Annotated in this window: 17 protein-coding genes; 8 read left to right on the forward strand and 9 right to left on the reverse strand. The window is 36.5% G+C overall.

The genetic code is table 11. From position 1 onward, the window contains the following. From KQI76_RS06070 to pflB, 3 genes are all read right to left on the reverse strand, one after another. Entirely contained in the window at positions 1-420 is a 420-nt protein-coding gene (locus KQI76_RS06070) for an organic hydroperoxide resistance protein (RefSeq protein WP_216399427.1), read from the reverse strand. Between the two features lie 219 nt (positions 421-639). Continuing rightward, positions 640-1,386: a pyruvate formate-lyase-activating protein gene (gene pflA / locus KQI76_RS06075; protein WP_216399428.1), complete on the reverse strand. Its 747-nt coding sequence runs from the start codon at positions 1,384-1,386 to the stop codon at positions 640-642. 126 nt (positions 1,387-1,512) lie between these two features. Continuing rightward, a complete protein-coding gene (gene pflB, locus KQI76_RS06080) occupies positions 1,513-3,771 on the reverse strand; it encodes a formate C-acetyltransferase (protein WP_216399429.1) in 2,259 nt (752 codons plus the stop codon). A 1,028-nt stretch (positions 3,772-4,799) separates the two neighbouring features. Between pflB and KQI76_RS06085 the strand changes: the two genes are divergently transcribed. Together KQI76_RS06085 and adhE are read left to right on the forward strand one after the other, a co-directional pair. Then, a complete protein-coding gene (locus KQI76_RS06085; protein WP_216399430.1) occupies positions 4,800-5,027 on the forward strand; it encodes a hypothetical protein in 228 nt (75 codons plus the stop codon). A 53-nt stretch (positions 5,028-5,080) separates the two neighbouring features. Next, entirely contained in the window at positions 5,081-7,687 is a 2,607-nt protein-coding gene (adhE, locus tag KQI76_RS06090; protein WP_216399431.1) for a bifunctional acetaldehyde-CoA/alcohol dehydrogenase, read from the forward strand. An 86-nt stretch (positions 7,688-7,773) separates the two neighbouring features. Here adhE and KQI76_RS06095 read toward each other — a convergent pair whose 3' ends face one another. After that, positions 7,774-8,550, reverse strand: a complete 777-nt coding sequence (locus KQI76_RS06095; RefSeq protein ID WP_216399432.1) for an ABC transporter ATP-binding protein — start codon at positions 8,548-8,550, stop codon at positions 7,774-7,776. Positions 8,551-8,829: 279 nt separating this feature from the next. Here KQI76_RS06095 and ectA point away from each other — a divergent pair, with 279 nt between their 5' ends. From ectA to KQI76_RS06115, 4 genes are all read left to right on the forward strand, one after another. After that, positions 8,830-9,327 carry a diaminobutyrate acetyltransferase gene (gene ectA, locus KQI76_RS06100; protein ID WP_256442949.1) on the forward strand — a complete coding sequence of 166 codons (498 nt, stop codon included), beginning with the start codon at positions 8,830-8,832 and terminating at the stop codon, positions 9,325-9,327. A 46-nt stretch (positions 9,328-9,373) separates the two neighbouring features. Beyond that, the gene (gene ectB / locus KQI76_RS06105; RefSeq protein ID WP_371817658.1) at positions 9,374-10,636 is read left to right on the forward strand and encodes a diaminobutyrate--2-oxoglutarate transaminase; all 1,263 of its coding nucleotides are present in this window, start codon (positions 9,374-9,376) and stop codon (positions 10,634-10,636) included. 12 nt (positions 10,637-10,648) lie between these two features. After that, complete coding sequence (locus KQI76_RS06110) at positions 10,649-11,038, forward strand: ectoine synthase (protein WP_216399435.1); 390 nt, start codon at positions 10,649-10,651, stop codon at positions 11,036-11,038. 371 nt (positions 11,039-11,409) lie between these two features. Beyond that, entirely contained in the window at positions 11,410-11,847 is a 438-nt protein-coding gene (locus KQI76_RS06115) for a YueI family protein (RefSeq protein ID WP_216399436.1), read from the forward strand. 100 nt (positions 11,848-11,947) lie between these two features. On the opposite strand, the gene KQI76_RS06120 is transcribed toward KQI76_RS06115, so the two are convergent. The 4 genes from KQI76_RS06120 to fni all read right to left on the reverse strand — a co-directional run bounded on the left by KQI76_RS06120 (position 11,948) and on the right by fni (position 16,144). Beyond that, on the reverse strand, positions 11,948-12,742 hold the full coding sequence (locus KQI76_RS06120) for an ABC transporter ATP-binding protein (RefSeq protein WP_216399437.1): 795 nt from the start codon (positions 12,740-12,742) through the stop codon (positions 11,948-11,950). Position 12,743: 1 nt separating this feature from the next. Next, positions 12,744-13,730, reverse strand: a complete 987-nt coding sequence (locus KQI76_RS06125) for an ABC transporter permease (protein WP_216399438.1) — start codon at positions 13,728-13,730, stop codon at positions 12,744-12,746. Between the two features lie 101 nt (positions 13,731-13,831). Beyond that, entirely contained in the window at positions 13,832-14,833 is a 1,002-nt protein-coding gene (locus KQI76_RS06130) for an ABC transporter substrate-binding protein (protein ID WP_371817657.1), read from the reverse strand. Positions 14,834-15,115: 282 nt separating this feature from the next. Further along, entirely contained in the window at positions 15,116-16,144 is a 1,029-nt protein-coding gene (fni, locus tag KQI76_RS06135; protein WP_216399439.1) for a type 2 isopentenyl-diphosphate Delta-isomerase, read from the reverse strand. Positions 16,145-16,321: 177 nt separating this feature from the next. Here fni and pepT point away from each other — a divergent pair, with 177 nt between their 5' ends. Together pepT and KQI76_RS06145 are read left to right on the forward strand one after the other, a co-directional pair. Further along, positions 16,322-17,557 (forward strand): peptidase T, encoded by a 1,236-nt coding sequence (gene pepT, locus KQI76_RS06140; protein ID WP_216399440.1) that lies wholly within the window; start codon positions 16,322-16,324, stop codon positions 17,555-17,557. Positions 17,558-17,633: 76 nt separating this feature from the next. Next, complete coding sequence (locus KQI76_RS06145; RefSeq protein ID WP_216399441.1) at positions 17,634-18,086, forward strand: hypothetical protein; 453 nt, start codon at positions 17,634-17,636, stop codon at positions 18,084-18,086. Between the two features lie 386 nt (positions 18,087-18,472). On the opposite strand, the gene sdaAA is transcribed toward KQI76_RS06145, so the two are convergent. Continuing rightward, the gene (gene sdaAA / locus KQI76_RS12040) at positions 18,473-20,035 is read right to left on the reverse strand and encodes an L-serine ammonia-lyase, iron-sulfur-dependent, subunit alpha (RefSeq protein WP_216399442.1); all 1,563 of its coding nucleotides are present in this window, start codon (positions 20,033-20,035) and stop codon (positions 18,473-18,475) included. Positions 20,036-20,079 lie beyond the last annotated feature (44 nt).

Raw genomic sequence — 20,079 nt, forward strand, 5'->3', positions numbered from 1 at the left:
TTATATAGCCTTTACCTTCAACTCAACATCAATGTTACCTCTGGTTGCTTTGGAATATGGACAAAAACCATGGGCTAAATCCACTAATTCCTCAGCCACCTCTTGTGATACACCTTTAATCTCAGCATGTAGCACAACAGCTATTTTAAAGCCATTATCCTCACTATCTTTTAATAAGCTAACCTCAGCAGTTATTCTAGATTCAATCTGCTGTTTTTGCTTTGATGCCATTAAGTTTAGCGCACCATCAAAGCAAGCAGCATAACCGGCTGCAAATAGCTGCTCGGGATTTGATCCTTGGTCATCACGGTTACTAGCTGGATTGACTAATTTTAAATCAATTAAGCCATCATTTGATTTAACATGTCCTTCACGTCCACCTACTGCCGTTGCCGTTGAAGTAAATAAAACTTCACTCACTACTTATCCTCTCCTTATCAAATTATTTGACACTTAACTTTAGTATTCCTGTTTCAGGGTCAAATTAAACATTTGTAATTTGAGGAATTTTGCTAAGTAACAAATGAAAACTAAGTACTTCCTTGTCAAATTCAACAAAATTTAAAAGAATTCCACATATCTAAAATCTAATGTAGAACTCTTTTAATCTCATAATATGACAGCTTTCATAGCCTCAAATCATTTTAACACAATCGTTTTTTCACGATTAAGAATCGCTTCTGCATTTTTAACTCGATCTGCTGTTGGTGGCTCTACACCTTCTAGTGGGTAATCCAATCCTAAATTCTCCCATTTATAAACGCCAAGTTTGTGATAAGGTAACACATCAATTCTTTCAACATTTGATAGTGTTGCAATAAAATCGGATAGACGTTGCAATAATTGATCATTATCACTACCACCAGGTACAAGCACATGACGCACCCAGATCGGTATATGCTTCTCATCCAAATAACGTGCCATATCAAGAATGTGGCTATTTGATACTCCTGTTAACTCTTTGTGCATGGCGTCATCAATTTGTTTAAGATCAAATAAAATCAAATCTGTGACTTCCATTAATTTATCTAGGGTCTCCATGAATCGCGGGGAACGACTGAAACATCCACCAGATGTATCGATACAAGTATGCACACCTATTCGTTTAAGTTCAGTAAATAGCTCAAGTAAAAATTCTGCTTGAAGAAGTGGTTCTCCCCCACTTACAGTAACTCCACCATTCGATGACTCGAAGTATGGTTGGTACTTTTTGATATCTTCAACAATTTCTTCTACGCTCATTTCCTTCCCACCTGACATTTTCCACGTATCAGGATTGTGGCAAAATTGGCAACGTAATAAACAGCCTTGTGTGAAGATAATATAACGTAGACCCGGGCCATCTACAGTTCCTAATGTTTCAATTGAATGTATGCGTCCTTTCATGTTGTTCCCCTCCCCATATAATTAGAAAACCGCATTTTATCACTAAAGTCCATAGAAAAATTCTCAATTTACCTATTATTCGTAGAAATATAGGAGAAGATTAATCTTCTCCTATATCATTGAAACTTATAGACTTTCGTGGAACGTACGATTAATGACATCGATTTGTTGTTCTCTTGTTAACTTGATAAAGTTAACAGCATAACCAGATACTCGAATAGTTAACTGAGGGTATTCCTCAGGGTGTTCCATAGCATCTAAAAGTGTTTCACGGTCAAATACGTTAACATTTAAGTGGTGACCTTTTTTCTTAGCATAACCATCTAACATTGCTGCAAGGTTAGCCTTTTGAGTTTCAAAGTCTTTACCAAGTGCTCTTGGTACAATTGAGAATGTATTTGAAATACCATCCAATGAATAGTCATATGGCATTTTTGCAACAGAGTTTAATGATGCTAATGAACCATTTTTATCTCGTCCATGAAGTGGGTTAGCACCTGGAGCAAATGGTTGACCAGCTTTACGTCCATCTGGTGTATTACCTGTTTTCTTACCATATACAACATTTGATGTAATTGTCAAAATTGATTGTGTATGAACAGAATTACGGTAAGTTTTGTGTTGTTTAACTTTGTTCATAAATGTTTTAACTAAGTTAGCCGCAATTGAATCAACACGGTCATCATCATTACCATATTTAGGGTAATCGCCTTCGATTTCATAATCAATTGCAAGACCATCTTCATCACGGATTGTACGTACTTTCGCATATTTAATGGCACTTAAAGAGTCAGCAACAACTGAAAGTCCAGCGATACCACATGCCATTGTACGGAATACTTCACGATCATGTAATGCCATTTCAATTCTTTCATAGCTATATTTATCATGCATATAGTGGATGATGTTTAATGCATTTACATAAACGCTTGCTAACCAGTCTAACATAGCGTCGTATTTTTCCATAACTTCATCATAATCTAAATACTCTGAAGTAATTGGAGTATAGGCTGGGCCTACTTGTGCTTTTGATTTCTCATCAACACCACCATTAATAGCGTATAATAAAGCTTTAGCTAAGTTAGCGCGTGCACCAAAGAACTGCATTTGCTTACCGATTCGCATAGCTGACACACAGCATGCAATTCCGTAATCATCACCATAATGTTCGCGCATAATATCATCATTTTCATATTGAATTGAACTTGTTTTAATTGACATTGATGCACAATACTTCTTGTAATTGTCTGGTAACTTAGTTGACCATAGAACTGTTAAGTTTGGTTCTGGAGCTGGTCCTAAGTTATCTAGTGTATGCAAGAAGCGATATGAGTTTTTCGTTACGAGTGGACGACCATCTTCGGCAACACCTGCTAATGATTCTGTTACCCATGTTGGGTCACCACTGAATAATTCATTGTACTCAGGTGTTCTAGCAAATTTAACTAAACGTAACTTCATAACAAAGTGGTCAACTAATTCCTGTGCTTCTTCTTCAGTCAAGACACCATTTTTAAGGTCACGTTCAATATAAATATCTAAGAAAGTTGATGTACGACCAAGACTCATTGCCGCACCATTTTGTTCTTTAATTGCTGCTAAATAACCAAAATATAACCATTGGAATGCTTCTTGAGCGTTTGTTGCAGGTTTAGAAATATCAAAACCATAAGTGTCACCTAATTGTTTTAGCTCTTGAAGCGCACGGATTTGTTCTGAGTGTTCTTCGCGGTCACGAATGATGTCATCTGACATCACACCATTTCCACCAATTAAATTAAAATCAGCCTTTTTAGCTTCGATTAATTTATCTGTACCATAAAGAGCTACTCGACGATAGTCACCGATAATACGACCACGACCATAAGCGTCAGGTAGACCAGTTACAACTCCTGAACGACGAGCCGCACGAATTTCTGGTGTGTAAACATCGAATACACCTTGATTGTGTGTTTTACGGTAATCTGTAAAAATTTTCTCAACTTCATCATCTAATTTATATCCATATGATTCAGCTGCAGTCGAAGCCATTCGGATTCCACCAAAAGGTTGTAATGAACGTTTGAATGGAACGTCTGTTTGAACACCAACAACTTTTTCCTTATCTTTATTCAAATAACCTGCATCATGTGAAGTAATCGTTGAAACAATCTTCGTATCTAGGTCATAAACGCCACCACGCTCACGTTCTTCCTTTGACAACTCCATCACTTGTTCCCAAAGTTCTTTCGTTGCTTCAGTAGGGCCTGCTAAGAAATCTTCATTTCCTTCATATAATGTAAAGTTTTTTAGAATAAAATCACGAACATCAATTTCTTCTTGCCAATTACCATCACGGAAACCATTCCATGGATTGTTTTTTGTAACGTCATCTGCTACTTTCATTTCCGCTACCTCCTAAATTATAATTAAATAATTATTAACTTAATTTAAGTATATACTACCGATACTAAGATTTAAAGTGAAAACGAGCACATTTTTAAACTGTTATAGTAATTGTTCATAGTTTGTTCAAATTTAGTTTTTTTCAATATTTAATTGTTATAGGAAATATTATGAATAAATAAACGTTGATATATTAATGTTTATATTGAGTTCGTTAGTTAGTACACAAACTCTGCTATTTCGAAACAGACTATCTGTATTATGCTGTTATATTCAATAGCATGAATAAAATTATAACAGTTAACACAAGTAATAACTCAGGAAATCTTATTTTAAAACAAATTCAATGAACCTAAACAACCGATCCATAATAACCGATGAAAGAATCTACATTTAATGAAGTTTCTCCTACCACATATTAAATTTAAATAAGGAGTCTCAATGACCATGTAAACCATTTCTACTCTCTTTCTTGGATTCCCTTGGACAAGTCTTAACACTTAAGCTTTCATTTTTAACTTGTACTTTTACCGCAATACAACGATCAATAAGACTTCCACTTCAAGCATTTGAAAGAAACTAAGCATTGAAACTGATGATAACGCACGATTGGTCAAGGGCCTTTGGGTCATACCCTTGCGCTAGTAAGAAATGTTTTCTCTGGGACGAGTGGCCCCAGTCGGAGGGATAGGAGTACACCGACTCAATCCACCAGGTCCCGCAGGCCCAACAACACTGGTTGAATTTTCACTTTATCTTAAATATATAAAATAATAGCTAGTTGGTCATTTCATTTATTTGATGACAAAAATGATATAAATACCCACTTATCATTAAGCAAAAAAACATTACCTATTTAAATAAAACTTCTACTCCCCTCACAAAAACAGTTCATTCGATTAAAAAGACCAATTTAATAGTCTTTTTCCCCTAATGTGAAACATTTCACAAACCTGTCACAATTAACTTAAAATGTAAGCGCGTACAGATGATATGATGAATTTAGCAAAGGAACAAGGGGGGATAAAATGATCTTAACAAAGTGGAAAGACTTTGGTACCGACTCAGAATATTACACACAAAGTCTCTTTGAGAAACAACTAGAAGATAATTTTGAGGCACTCTATCTAGAGGAAGGTAAAGAGATTCCAAGCTATATTTGGACAGATCGATATGTGGTCATTGTAAAAAGTAACACGCGGATGATAAGTGATGTTTCATTTTTAAAATATCCCCGCAATCCTTCAAGCCTTTAATTTTTTTAAAATAGTAAGCTCACAACTTCACAATTTATTCAGGAGGGATAACTATGGTAACTGCAGTAGAAAAGAAGAAAGACAAAAAAGAAGTATCCGTACAAAAGAATATTGATATCCTTGTCAAAAATGCACACAGTGCTTTAAAGGAAATGAAGAAGTTAAATCAAGAACAAATAAATAATATTGTCAAGGAAATGGCGCTAGCTGGTTTAGATAAGCATATGTATTTAGCGAAATTTGCTGTCGAAGAAACTGGCCGTGGGGTTTACGAAGACAAAATTATTAAAAATATTTTTGCGACAGAGTATGTTTACCACAATATTAAATATGATAAAACAGTTGGCGTCATTAATGAAAATACACATGATGGCATGGTAGAAATTGCAGAACCAATTGGCGTAGTTGCAGGAGTAACACCAGTAACAAACCCAACATCAACAACAATGTTTAAATCATTAATTTCAATTAAAACAGGTAATCCAATTATCTTTGCTTTTCACCCATCCGCACAACAATCAAGTGCTGAAGCTGCTAGAATTGTTTATGAAGCTGCTGTTAAACATGGCGCACCAGAACATTGTATTCAGTGGATTGAAAAGCCTTCAATAGAAGCAACACAAACATTGATGAAGCACGATGGAATTGCAACAATCTTAGCAACAGGTGGTCCTGGAATGGTGAAATCTGCATATAGTTCAGGTAAACCAGCTCTTGGTGTTGGTGCAGGTAACGTACCTTGCTATATTGAAAAGTCAGTTGATATTAAACGTGCTGTTAATGATTTGATCTTATCTAAAACATTTGACAATGGAATGATCTGTGCATCAGAACAAGCCATGATTGTCGATAAAGAAATTTATAATGCGGTTAAACAAGAAATGATTGATAACAAGTGCTATTTCCTATCAGAAGCTGAGAAAGCAAAAGTTGAAAAATTAGTTATCAATGAAGAAACTTGTGCAGTAAACCCTAAAATTGTTGGTATGCGCCCTGCCTTAATTGCAGAAATGGCTGGCGTTAAAGTTCCTGAAGATACAAAAATTTTAGTTGCTGAATTAACAGGAGTAGGACCTGATTACCCACTTTCACGTGAAAAATTAAGCCCAGTATTGGCTGCTTATAAAGTAAATAGTACTGAAGAAGGTTTAACACGTGCAGAAGAAATGCTTGAATTCGGCGGTTTAGGACACTCAGCTGTAATTCATTCTAATGATCAAGAAGTCATCGATCAATTTGGTTCAAGAATGAAAGCTGGTCGTATTATCGTTAATTCCCCTTCTTCTCAAGGTGCAATCGGTGATATCTATAATGCTTATATGCCTTCACTTACATTAGGCTGTGGTTCATATGGCGGTAACTCTGTATCAACCAATGTGGGTGCAGTTCACTTAATTAATATTAAAAAAATGGCTAGAAGGAATAATAATATGCAATGGTTTAAGGTTCCACCAAAAATTTACTTTGAAAAAAATTCTGTTCAATATTTATCTAAAATGCCGAATATATCAAAAGCCTTTATTGTAACTGACCAAATGATGGTTAAACTCGGTTACGTGGATAAATTGCTTTATCAATTACGCAAACGTCCAGACTATGTTCACTGTGAAATATTCTCTGATGTAGAACCTGATCCATCTAAAGAGACTGTAATGCGCGGTGTTGAGGCAATGGCTGCTTTCGATCCAGATGTTATTATTGCTCTTGGTGGAGGATCACCAATGGATGCTGCGAAAGGAATGTGGTTATTCCACGAACATCCAGAAACCGACTTTAATGGCTTAAAACAAAAATTCTTAGATATTCGTAAACGTGTTTATAAATATCCAGAACTAGGTCATAAAGCACAATTTGTTGCAATTCCAACGACTTCTGGTACAGGTTCTGAAGTTACTTCTTTCTCAGTTATTACTGATAAAGAACTTAACATCAAATATCCATTAGCAGATTATGAGTTAACACCAGATGTAGCTATTATTGACCCACAATTTGTCATGAGTGTGCCGAAGACAGTTACAGCTGATACGGGACTGGATGTTTTAACACACGCTATTGAAGCATATGTATCTAACATGGCGAACGATTATACAGATGGATTGGCCATCAAAGCCATTCAATTAATCTTTAAATATTTACCTGTAGCTTATAAAGATGGTAGTAACGAATTAGCTCGTGAAAAAGTCCATAATGCATCAACGATTGCTGGAATGGCCTTTTCAAACGCATTTTTAGGTATTAACCACAGTTTAGCGCATAAACTAGGTGGAGAATTCCATATTGCACATGGACGCGCTAATGCCGTCTTATTGCCACATGTTATTCGTTATAACGCTCAAAAGCCAACAAAATTTGTTTCATTCCCTAAATATGAACATTTTATTGCTGATCAGCGTTATGCAGAAATTGCAAAAGCTATTGATTTACCAGCTAGAACAACTGAAGAAGGTGTTGAAAGCTTAATCAACGCAATCTATGAACTAGCAAAACAATTAGACGTGCCAATGAGTCTTGCAGAAAACGGTATCGATAAAAAAGAATTCGAAACTAAAGTTGATTATCTAGCTGACCGAGCTTTTGAAGATCAATGTACAACAGCAAATCCTAAGCTACCACTTGTAACTGAACTTGCTGACGTTTTACGCAAAGCTTATAAAGGTTAATCATCATTCTCCTATTTAACTATTTATATACCAAAAAAACCTTCATCCAACTCGATGAAGGTTTTTTATTATTTATAATAAGCGAACTACTTACGCCAAATTTGTGGACGGTCATTTGTCCAAGATAAATGAATATCAATTCCAAAGAAATCGGCTAATATGTCCTCGGTTAAAAGGTCTTTTGCCTCTCCAGATCGATAAACTTTTCCTTCTTTCAGCATTAAAATTTTATCAAACAAGGGTAATATTTCGTCGACATGGTGAGTAACATACAAAATCGTAGGTGCATTCGGCAGAGATTCAATCCGTTCAACCGCATCAAGTAATTGTTCCTTTGCTAGAAAGTCTAACCCATTTGTCGGTTCATCCAATATGAGGAGCTTAGGTTCGCCCATTAGAGCTCTAGCAATCGTCACTCGTTGTTTTTCACCTTGTGATAAAGTATAGTAAGGTCGATTAGCATAGTGAAAACAACCAAGTTCCTTTAAAAGTTCCTGGGCACGTGTTCTCATTTCGTCAGTTGGTGTTTCATATAATCCAATTGTTGCAAAACCACCACTCAAAACAATTTGATAAGCACTATCCGAATCATAAAATCTGGTCTGAATGGTTTGTGATACAAGGCCAATATCTTGACGAAGCTCTTCACCAAGTGGATCTTTACCAAAGCGACGTCCCAATACCTCTATAGACCCTTTAGCAGGAAAGTGATAAGCACTTAACATATGTAATAAAGCTGTTTTCCCAGCACCATTTAAGCCAAGCAATACCCAATGTTCTCCCGCCTCGACTTGCCAATTTATTTGATCTAAAATCCATTTTCCTTTACGAATTAAACCAACCTCTTTTAAATCTATAATCATGTGATCCCCTCCAGATTTGCCTTATATCTATTATTACTCAACTGTTAAGAAAATTCGAGGATTTCGTTACTCTAACAAAAATTCAAGCAAATCTTTTGGAAAATGGAGGATTTATAAAGATTTCGTTGCTATTTTAACAATGGGGATTGCTGAGACTAATCAGCTAGTTTTATCCAAGTATACCCTTCTTTATTCACTTCTACCCCATTTGAGCTTATTTATATTTCATCCTATGATTATAAACATGGTCGTTTTATATAATCTTGAATAAGAAAGGAGTTGATCTCAATCGATGATACCATTCACCTTTCTCGTCCAGATCAGACAGATGGTGAGAGGATGTGGCAACTTGCTAAACAAACCACACTTGATAACAATTCAGTTTATAAATACATTATGATGACGCATTATTTTGTTGATACGTGTGTTGTAGCTAAGTATAATCAGGAGCTTGTTGGGTTTATTACAGCTTTTATTCCACCAAAGCAACCTGATACTGTTTTTGTCTGGCAAATTGGCGTTTCACAAAATCATCATGGTAAAGGAATCGGTTCATGCTTGTTAGAGGAACTTTTTAATCAAGTCAAAACTAAAGGGATTAAATATCTAGAAGCTACGATTACACCATCAAATCAAGCCTCTCAGGCCCTATTCAAAAAGTTTGCTAATCATCATAAAACAAATTGCAACATTCAAACTTTTTTTACAAAAGACTTATTCCCAGATCATGATTCGTATGAAGAGGAATTAAAAATCAAAATCGGCCCAATAGGCTGAGAGCAAAAAAATATATGTATAGGGGGATTATAAATTGTCAGAAGATATGAAAGTTTTCGAAAATTTAGAATCAGAAGTAAGAAGTTATGTTAGAAACTTCCCAACAATTTTCACCAAAACAAAAGGATCTAAAATGTGGGACAAAAATGGTCGTGAGTATATTGACTTTTTCTCGGGTGCTGGTGCCTTAAATTATGGTCATAACAATGAAAAAATGAAGCTTGCTTTGATTGATTACATTACGAATGATGGAATCGCCCATTCACTTGATATGGCATCAGATGCTAAAGCTAAGTTTTTAACAACTTTTAATGAAGTCATTCTTAAACCGCGAAATCTTGATTATAAAGTGATGTTCCCTGGACCAACTGGGACAAACACTGTTGAGAGTGCTTTAAAACTAGCCCGGAAAGTAACTGGACGTACAGATGTCATCAGTTTTACCAATGGCTTTCATGGGATGACAATTGGGTCACTTTCTGTTACAGGAAATTCAATGAAACGTAAAGGAGCAGGGATCCCACTACAAAATGTTGTTACAATGCCTTTTGACAACTATATCAATGAGCAAAATTCCATTGATTATATTGAACGGTTTTTAGAGGACAGTGGAAGTGGTGTGGATATTCCAGCTGCAATGATTTTTGAAACGGTACAAGGTGAGGGGGGAATTAATGCCGCAAGCTTTGAATGGATGAAAAAAATTGATACCTTGTGTAAACGTTGGGGGATTATCCTTATTGTTGATGAAGTACAGGCTGGTGTTGGCCGAACAGGTACTTTCTTTAGCTTTGAACCTGCTGGTATCAAGCCGGATATCGTTTGTCTTTCCAAGTCCTTAAGTGGTTATGGTCTACCTTTTGCTGTTACATTAATCCATCCAGATATTGATAAGTTTGCACCCGGAGAGCATAATGGCACATTCCGCGGCAATAATCACGCTTTTATAACGGCAACTGTAGCACTTGATTATTGGAAGGATAATCAACTTGAACAGAACATTAAAGCAAAGTCAGCAAAAACACATGCTTTTCTTCATAATTTAGTTGAGAAACACTCGAAGTTACAAGGTGAAGTACGTGGACGCGGCTTAATGGTTGGTGTATCATGTGCAGTTAAAGGATTAGCAAGCAGGATTGCTGCTCAAGCTTTTGATTATGGTTTAATCATGGAAACAGCCGGCCCAGAAGATGAAGTATTTAAATTATTTCCTGCCTTAACAATTGATGACGAAACTTTGGAGGCTGGATTAGCCATTATAGAAAAAAGCATTGAGCATGTATTAAAGAAAGAAACACAATTTGTATAGGGGGATCATTACATGAAGGTTGTATCTTTAGATGATGTATTAGGAACAGAGCACGAGGTTGACGGTGGCAATTGGATCAGTCGTCGCCTTATCATGAAAAAAGATAAGATGGGATATTCAATTAATGACACGATCATTAAAGCAGGGACAGAAACACATATATGGTACCAAAACCATCTTGAGTCCGTTTATTGTATCGAAGGGGAAGGTGAAGTCATCACTTTAAGTGATCATAAAATCTGGACCATCAAAGCCAATCAATTATATGCACTTGATCAACATGATGAACATCTCCTTCGAGCTAAAACAGATATGCGAATGATTTGTGTTTTTAATCCACCGCTATCTGGACTAGAAATTCACGATGAAAATGGGGTCTATCCTATTGATGACCATGAATAGAATGTTGGCTGTTTAATCATAAAGTTTATTCCCTAGGTGAAAAATACACGAGAGACAATACAAATGACTAATTCCACAAGAATAAGTTTAGGGCAAGGCATACCTTCTTTCAGTAGATGCTTTACTCCTACTAAGTTTTAGATAAATAAATTTAACCTTTTCTGACTACTGCCCCCACTTATGGTCGATCATTTTCCTTGGATGATTGAAGTGGAGATCCTATCTTCCTGTTAATCAATGATAAATAGCTGATTGTCTAAGATATAAGACAATCGCTATTTTTTTTGCTAAGATTTGATATACTAGGGTAAGTTATTTATTTAATATCATACGGAAAAGCATCAAATCTATAGATAAGAGGTGAAACAGTCATGTCGAATAATATTGATGATTACTTAAGTGAAGGAATCCACGGACCAAGACAAACAAATCCAGATGAACGACGCAAATTTTTAGGCAGTTTACGAGAACGCACGGTTTTCATTTTAACGAAAGAACAAATCATACAACAACTTGGAATTGATCAACTCGATAAAAAGCTAACTGAACATCCCGATACCCAACTTTTACTTAATGGGCTTATTCCATTTGAAAAACTCAATCCTTATCGCCAAGTTGCGATCAAACATGATAATTCTTATACGATTATCGATGCGAAAGAAAACAAAACCGCCTATGGTCTCGTGCTTTGCTATGATCACGCTGTTGATATAGAAGAAATCTCTTTAAAAGAAGAGCAACCTAAACAGAAAAAGCAAGAAAAGCAAAAGCGGTCATTTTTTAAAAAACTCTTTGACTTTGATAAATAAAGTGAGTCTTCACTTAGTAGAAGGATCTCACCACCCGTCAATCCATGATAAAAACCCTTCAATCAGTAAGAGGATCATCTTTTGATTGAAGGGTCTTATTTTACCCCAAAACTGCTCTGTCACTATCCAATTTCTCTCCTCGAATCCGTTGAAATTCATAGAGCAATTTATCAATGGTCAAGGCTTTCTTTTCAGTACCTGAAATATCTAGAATAATCTGCCCTTTATCCATCATAATTAGGCGATTACCTAAATCTAGTGCTTGCTGCATATTATGGGTAACCATCAGGGTTGTCAGATCTGTGCTTTGGACAACATCTCTCGTTAACTGTGTAATCAATTCTGCTCTTGCAGGGTCTAAAGCAGCTGTATGTTCATCTAAAAGTAAAATATCAGGATCAGTGAATGTTGCCATTAATAAAGATAAGGCTTGGCGCTCTCCACCTGATAGTAAGCCTACTTTTACATTTAACCGCTTTTCCAGGCCAAGGTTTAATGTTTCAAGCGCTTGTTCAAATAACTCCCGTCGTTTTTTGTTAACACCGAGTTTAAGGCTTCGCTTCTTGGCTCTTGAATAAGCAATAGCTAGATTCTCCTCGATCGTCATTGTTGGGGAAGTCCCGGCCATAGGGTCTTGGAAAACACGGCCAATATATTGTGATCGTTTATATTCTGGAAGCCCAGTCACTTGCTTATGATTAATTTTTACTTGGCCAAGGTCTGGATAGAGGGCCCCAGAAATAACATTCATTAATGTTGACTTCCCAGCACCATTACTACCGATCACTGTAACAAAATCACCTTTTTCCAATCTTAAATTGATATCCTTCAGTACCTTCTTTTCATCTGATGTATCCTCATTAAAGGTTAATGAAATATGGTTAAGCTCTAACATACTAAGCCCCCTCCTTCAATTGCTGTTCAAGGGTTAATCTTTTATTTCGTTTCCGTTTTAGCTCTTTATGGTTAGTGATTAACCTTGGAACAACCAGGGCAATAATGACTAAGACAGATGTAATTAATTTCATATCTCCCGTATCTAGAAACTGCGAACGTAAAGCTAATGTCATCACGATTCGATAGATAATAGCACCTACAATAACAGCTAATGTTGTTCGCATAATTGTTTTTGTCCCAATGACAGATTCACCAATAATTACTGAAGCAAGTCCAATCACAATCATACCAATCCCCATATTTAAATCAGCAAATCCAGCATATTGAGCATAAAGGGCACCAGATACAGCAACTAGGCCATTTGATAATCCTAAACCAATAATTTTTAAATAGTCTGTATTGGCAGAAAAACTACGAATCATTGTCTCATTATCACCTGTTGCTCTGAGCGCGATACCAATTTCTGTTTTCAAAAAGTAGTCAAGTATTAATTTAATCATAAAAGTCAAAATGAGCATACTGATTAAAATACCCCAAGTATTCGGGACATGTTCTAAGCCGAGTAAACCAAGTAAATAGTTGATACTCTCATCAATTCCAAGCGTTGACCATATCTCAGTTAATTTTGTGAAAATGGTTGGCTGATTCAATAACGGAATATTTGATTGACCCATAATCCGTAAATTGATTGAATAAAGTGCAGTCATCATTAAAATTCCTGAAAGCAAGGGGTTAATTTTACCTTTTGTATTTAATAACCCTGTCAAACTCCCCGCTAAAAACCCAGCAATTAAAGCAAGTAAAGTTGCCAACAATGTTGAATAATCATTTAATATAGCAATTGCTACAACCGCTGCTCCTGTCACAAAACTCCCATCAACTGTTAGGTCCGGAAAATCAAGTATCCGAAATGATAGGTAAACACCGAGTGCCATGATTGCATAGATAACACCCGATTCAAATGCATTAAATATTGAAATAAACACAACAATTTCTCCCCTTCTTTGTCAAACAAACCTTCTACTTTAAAATACTCTACAAATAATCAATGATAATCTATATGAAATTCTCTCTAAATATATCATTATCATTGAGCAGCATCATCCCAATCTGCATTCCACTCAATACCTTGTTTTTCAGCTGCTGATTCATTAATGAATAACTGAATTTCAGGGGGATACTCTACACTAATATCCGCTAGATCCTTCGAACCAGTTAAAATATCTACCGCCATTTCACCTGTTCGATAACCGATCGTATAATAATCAATCCCGAATGTAGCAAAACCACCTCTTTCTAATGAGTCGGGTTCGCCTACGATAAGTGGAAGTTTCTGTTCATTAGCAACTGCAACAACCGTTTCTAGAGCAGATACGACTGTATTGTCTGTCACAATATAAAGTAAATCGACTTCTCCAACTAATGAAGTCGTTGCTTGTTGAACTTCAGCAGACGTCGCAACTGTCCGCTCAACTACAGTTAAGCTCGTATCTTGAACGGCATCGTTAACGTGCTCAATTTGAATAACTGAGTTTTGTTCACCAGCATTATAAACAACACCAATCGTTGAGTCAGGAAAATACTGCTCAATAAAGTTGATTGTTTCTACAATCGCATCTGGGTGCATGTCCAGTACACCCGTAATATTACCATCCGTTTGATCTAATTCAGCTACCAACCCAGCCTCAACGGCATCAGTTACAGAAGTGAACACAATCGGAGTCTCACGAGTAGCTTGTAGTGCCGCCTGAGCACTCGGTGTCGCATTAGCAAAAATTAAATCTACCTGATCAGCAACAAAGTTCTGAGCAATCGTCGATGTATTACTCTGATCGCCTTGTGCATTTCTATAATCATATTCAACATTTAAACCAGCCTCTTCAATTGCATCTTGAAAACCCTCATAAGCCGCATCTAAAGAAGGATGTTCAACAAATTGCGAAACACCAATTTGATAAACCTTATCCCCATCGTTTTGATTGGATGCTTCATTTGTTGTTGAACCACTTTGCTTATCTGGCGCACAAGCACCTAATCCCATCATTACAATTAAACTAACCCCTAACATAAACCACCTATTTTTCTTCACTTGTCTGCTCTCCTCATTGTTTTTCTATTTTTAATTTTCTGAATTTAATGTGAATTATTATACCACACTTTGTTATACTACTGTATGCTTTTATTAAGAATGTTTCTAACTTTTTAACACAATATTAAAATATTTTTTTCACAGAAGACAAACGGATTGCCCTTACTCGAATAGAATCAACTAGCATCGTTAGAAAAAGATTCCTTAATCCCTTTATCGGATCATGAAAAGAATAACCTTGCACTGTCCTTTTCGCAAAGACCATACAAGGTTATTTAATCATTAGCTTAATTTTACTCGATCTGTTTGTTTTAAATCTTCGATGGTTGCTATTCCTAAACCAAACATAGCCATTTGTAACTCTAATTCACGCGTCGCTAACACCTCGATCACAGCATCAGCCGATTCGATTGCATCTTGTAAGAGAGAGCGAGCAAAACCAACAAAGTCCGCGCCTAGTGCTATTGCCTTAGCCGCATCCACTCCTGTTTTCATCCCACCACTAGCAAAAACCGCTGTATCATCTACTATTTTTCTCACTGTTACCAAGCTTTCAACAGTAGAGATACCCCAATCGACAAACGCCTCAGCTGCTTGCTTTCGGATAGGATCATTGGACCGGAGCTTCTCTACTTGACTCCAGGATGTTCCACCAGCACCTGCAACATCGATAAATTGAATACCTACATTAGCTAATCGTTGGGCCGACTTACCGTCTATTCCCCAACCCACTTCTTTTATGCCAAGTGGGACATCTAGCGTTTTAGCCAGTTGTTCAATCTTAGGTAATAGCTTTTCAAAGTTTGTATCCCCATTTGTCTGAATCACTTCTTGAATTGTATTTAAATGAAGAACAAGTGCACTAGCTTCTGTTAAATCAATTATCTTTTGACATTGTTCAATCGAAAAACCGTAATTTAGTTGAACTGCCCCGAGGTTAGCAATAATCGGGGTCGTTGGCGCATATTTCCGGACTTGAAATGAATCATTATAAGCATCATTTTCAAGTAAGGCCCGGGTTGATCCCAAAGCAAATACCCAACCTCGCTCTTGAGCAGCAATAGCTAAATTTCGATTGATTTTAGTTGCTTCCTCTGAACCACCCGTCATTGAACTGATTAAAAATGGAGTAGCCATTTCTTGACCGAAGAAAGTTGTTGATAATGAAATCTTATTAAAATCAATTTCAGGTAAGGCATTGTGAATTAATCGTACCGATTCCATTCCCGATGTAATCCCTTCACCCATTACTTGATCTGTTAAACACAATGTAATGTGCTCAGCCTTACGCTTATTTATTTGCTCCGACATGATCTAACCCCTCTACTATAAAATTCAGTTAAAAATCCTTGCAAACAGCTCACCGTCTGTGTTACCTTCTACTTTAACATAACTACTAAATCTATTAACAGTTTTCCGTACTAATTATTCATCGATAATTAATTATGTTAAAATATAATTATCGAAAATAAATGGAGATGACAACGAATGAAACAAGACTTAATTAAACGATTTACCTCTTATGTTAAAATCGATACTCAATCCAATGAGGACAACGAAACATGTCCATCAACAGAAGGACAATGGACATTGGCAAAACAGCTTTTTGAAGAATTAAAGACAATTGGAATGGAAAATGTCACAATAGATGAGCATTGTTATGTCATGGCAACATTGCCTGCTAATACAGATAAAGAGGTTGAAACAATTGGCTTCCTAGCACATCTTGATACCGCAACAGATCTAACAGGGAAAAATGTCAAACCACAAGTCGTCGAAAAATATAATGGTGAAGATATTGTCTTAAACGAAGAAAAGAACATCGTCTTAAGAACAGATGACTATCCTGCTTTGAAAAACTATCAAGGGCAAACATTAATTACAACAGATGGGACAACATTACTTGGTGCTGATAATAAAGCAGGTATAGCTGAAATCATAACAGCAATGGACTACCTCATTCAACATCCGGAAATCAAGCACGGTAAAATTCGTGTTGCTTTTACTCCAGATGAAGAAATTGGCCGGGGTCCACATAAATTTAATGTTGATGCATTTGATGCAGATTATGCTTATACAGTTGACGGTGGGCCTTTAGGTGAATTACAATATGAAAGCTTTAATGCTGCTGCTGCGAAGATTTCCCTTTTTGGTAATAATGTTCATCCAGGAACAGCAAAAAATAAAATGCTTAATTCTATTAAAATGGCGATTGCCTTCAATGACCGTTTACCAGCTGAACAGGCACCTGAATTTACGGAGGGATATGAAGGATTCTATCATCTGCTTTCCTTTACAGGTGATACCGAAACAAGTAAACTTTACTATATTATTCGTGATCATGACCGCAAATCTTTTGAGCAGAAAAAAGACTTCATTCTTAAGCTCGTTCAAGAATTTAAACAAAAATATGGTGAGCAAGTCATTTCAATAGAGATGACAGATCAATATTATAATATGCGCGAAAAAATAGAACCCGTCCATCATATTATCGATATTGCATCCGAGGCAATGGAGGATCTTGGGATTGATCCGATCATTGAACCGATTCGTGGTGGAACAGATGGTTCTCAACTCTCCTACATGGGCTTGCCAACACCTAACTTATTCACAGGCGGTGAGAATTTCCATGGAAAATTCGAATACGTTTCCGTTGATCATATGGAAAAAGCCGTTGAGACAATTGTAAAGATTTGCTCATTGTTTGAAGGATATGCAGAGTAAAACAACCTTAATTATACTAAAGAAATAGATAAATAAGCAGTAACATTTACTAGACTATAAAGAAGGGATGAAAGTTATGAAACAGATCAAATATATTATTTCAGGAGTTGTCTTACTTCTATTCTTAACTGCTTGTCAGGCGGATATGAACGAAAGCCCAGATACAGGCAATAATCAAAATACCGAATCAGAACAAGTCGAGAATAATGAAATGGATGAGGTTGATGAGCCTAATGAGGTTGATGAACCTGATGAGGTTACTGAGGATGACGACCAAGAAGAAGCCGAGTCAGAAGACAATGATACAGATGTAGATAGCTTTGAGGAAATGGAAGTTGTTGAACAATACATTGACTTATCTGTCTATCAATACGAATTACTAACAGATAATCAAAATAAAAGGGTCATGCTTTTTAAATCAGATCAATCAAATAAGGAATATAAATCAATCTTTATTAAAAATAAAAACCGCTTAAAAATTATTCATTTAGGTGAAGATGGATTAATATTTAATGATAAAATAGATTAATGTTTATTAAGTGGGCTAGGCAATCAATTTGTCTAGTCCACTTATTTGTTATCTAGATAAGTTAATTTCATAATGACCTAACTGAGAATAAATACGACAATTAAGAAAGGAAAGGTAATCCACAAGTTTATCCACAATTCAATCCTAAATTCAGCCAGGATTATTACTTTTATCCACAGTATCAACAGATTACTTCATTGTTATCCACAGTTATTTGTGTATTTCTTATATTATTAATCTAGTCTACCTAATATTAACCCCGTTCTCTATCAAAAACTCTTACTAAATAGCTTATGTTACATCGAAAAAGGTATGATTGATTATAGCATGACACTAAATAACAAGTCATAACCATCTTTACCACCATGTTAATAAAACAAGGACTTTTAATCGATTTGAATTAACAAAAGCTCATCAATGATAGGAAGATCATTTTTCACTTGTTGTAATAACTGCCGATCTACGTGATGATCTACTTCACAAATTGTAATTGCTGAGCCACCTATTTTTGAGCGTTCATTCAACATTCTAGCAATATTAAAGCCTTTTTCGTAAAGAAATCTTGATAGGTCAGCGATAACTCCACGACTATCTCTGTGTCTCAATACAAGCGTTGGTTGCTCGCCACTAAATTTGAGTGGATAATTATCGAGCTCTTGGACTTCAACTTTTCCTCCGCCCAATGAACTTGCTAGTAACTTGATCTTTCTTGATTCACCAGCCAAGTCAATTAAAACTGTATTTGGATGGTAGCTTCCTAATACACGTGTCGTAAACGAATACGATAAACCCTGTTCAATAGCGACTTCTTTCGCGTTTGAGATTCGATCGTCCATCGTTGTTAATCCAAGCACTCCTGCTAACAAGGCTAGATCCGTCCCATGTCCTTGATATGTTTTAGCAAACGAGCCCATTAAGGTAAAAGTAACAGATTGCGGCTTTTCATTTAGCAGTTGGTAGGCAATATTACCAATCCGGACAGCACCTGCTGTGTGAGAACTTGATGGCCCAACCATGATTGGACCGACAATATCATAAGCACTATTATACTTTGCAGGGCCACAATCATGTGATTCCGCTTTAAATATTTGATTCTTCAATTTTTGACCTGTCGGTGTTCCGGCTAGTCCACCAATTCCAGTTTCCCTTAAGGATTCTGGCATCTCTTGACCAACCTCATGCATGACTTGGATAACTTCATCTGGCGGAATAATACTTTTCACACCCGCTAACGCCATATCTGCTGCTGCTTGGGCTGTAATTGCATGTAATCCATTTCGATAAATGCAAGGAATTTCAACTAAACCAGCAACAGGGTCACATACTAGGCCAAGTGAATTTTTCAAAGCGATCCCTACCGCGTGACCAACTTGAGTTGGTGTACCTCCTGCTAATTCAACGAGAGCACCTGCAGCCATAGCTGTAGCCGAGCCAATTTCAGCTTGACAGCCACCGGCAGCACCCGAAATCGATGCTTTGTTAGCAATCACTAATCCCAAGGCCGATGCAGTAAACATGGATTCAATAATCTGATCACGCGTAAATCGGCCACTATCCAATGCTTGAACAAGAACGGCTGGTAAAATACCAGCTGAACCAGCCGTCGGTGTCGCAACAATTCGCCCCATCGCAGCATTCACTTCTGACACGGCTAAAGCATTAGCAGCTGTATGTAAAGTTGTGGGTTCTACAAAAGAATTCTCACTTTGCGCATACTTAAATAAGCGGTATCCATCTCCCCCTGATAATCCAGTACGAGACTGAATAGGATTTTGGGTTCCCTTCCGCACTGATTCTTCCATAATATCAAATTGATCTAGCATTTTTTTAATAATTGCTTCTTTTGCCATCCCCGTTTGTTTAACTTCTTTTTCAATCATTAAAACAGCCAATTTCTTCTGCTGTCTTTCCGCCAAATCAATGATTTCGTCTAAGTTTGTAAAAGACATGATGTCACTCCTAATTTTACAGTCTCTCTATTTAGTATTTTTTT

The sequence above is a fragment of the Amphibacillus sp. MSJ-3 genome, from assembly GCF_018919165.1.
GTDB lineage: Bacteria > Bacillota > Bacilli > Bacillales > Amphibacillaceae > Amphibacillus.

What these genes read in the sequence shown, in the direction of transcription:
- pflA (WP_216399428.1), bottom strand. Translation starts at nt 1,386, where the DNA reads ATGAAAGGACGCATACATTCAATTGAAACATTAGGAACTGTAGATGGC.
- pflB (WP_216399429.1), bottom strand. Translation starts at nt 3,771, where the DNA reads ATGAAAGTAGCAGATGACGTTACAAAAAACAATCCATGGAATGGTTTC.
- KQI76_RS06085 (WP_216399430.1), top strand. Translation starts at nt 4,800, where the DNA reads ATGATCTTAACAAAGTGGAAAGACTTTGGTACCGACTCAGAATATTAC.
- adhE (WP_216399431.1), top strand. Translation starts at nt 5,081, where the DNA reads ATGGTAACTGCAGTAGAAAAGAAGAAAGACAAAAAAGAAGTATCCGTA.
- KQI76_RS06095 (WP_216399432.1), bottom strand. Translation starts at nt 8,550, where the DNA reads ATGATTATAGATTTAAAAGAGGTTGGTTTAATTCGTAAAGGAAAATGG.
- ectB (WP_371817658.1), top strand. Translation starts at nt 9,374, where the DNA reads ATGAAAGTTTTCGAAAATTTAGAATCAGAAGTAAGAAGTTATGTTAGA.
- KQI76_RS06110 (WP_216399435.1), top strand. Translation starts at nt 10,649, where the DNA reads ATGAAGGTTGTATCTTTAGATGATGTATTAGGAACAGAGCACGAGGTT.
- KQI76_RS06115 (WP_216399436.1), top strand. Translation starts at nt 11,410, where the DNA reads ATGTCGAATAATATTGATGATTACTTAAGTGAAGGAATCCACGGACCA.
- KQI76_RS06120 (WP_216399437.1), bottom strand. Translation starts at nt 12,742, where the DNA reads ATGTTAGAGCTTAACCATATTTCATTAACCTTTAATGAGGATACATCA.
- fni (WP_216399439.1), bottom strand. Translation starts at nt 16,144, where the DNA reads ATGTCGGAGCAAATAAATAAGCGTAAGGCTGAGCACATTACATTGTGT.
- pepT (WP_216399440.1), top strand. Translation starts at nt 16,322, where the DNA reads ATGAAACAAGACTTAATTAAACGATTTACCTCTTATGTTAAAATCGAT.
- KQI76_RS06145 (WP_216399441.1), top strand. Translation starts at nt 17,634, where the DNA reads ATGAAACAGATCAAATATATTATTTCAGGAGTTGTCTTACTTCTATTC.
- sdaAA (WP_216399442.1), bottom strand. Translation starts at nt 20,035, where the DNA reads ATGTCTTTTACAAACTTAGACGAAATCATTGATTTGGCGGAAAGACAG.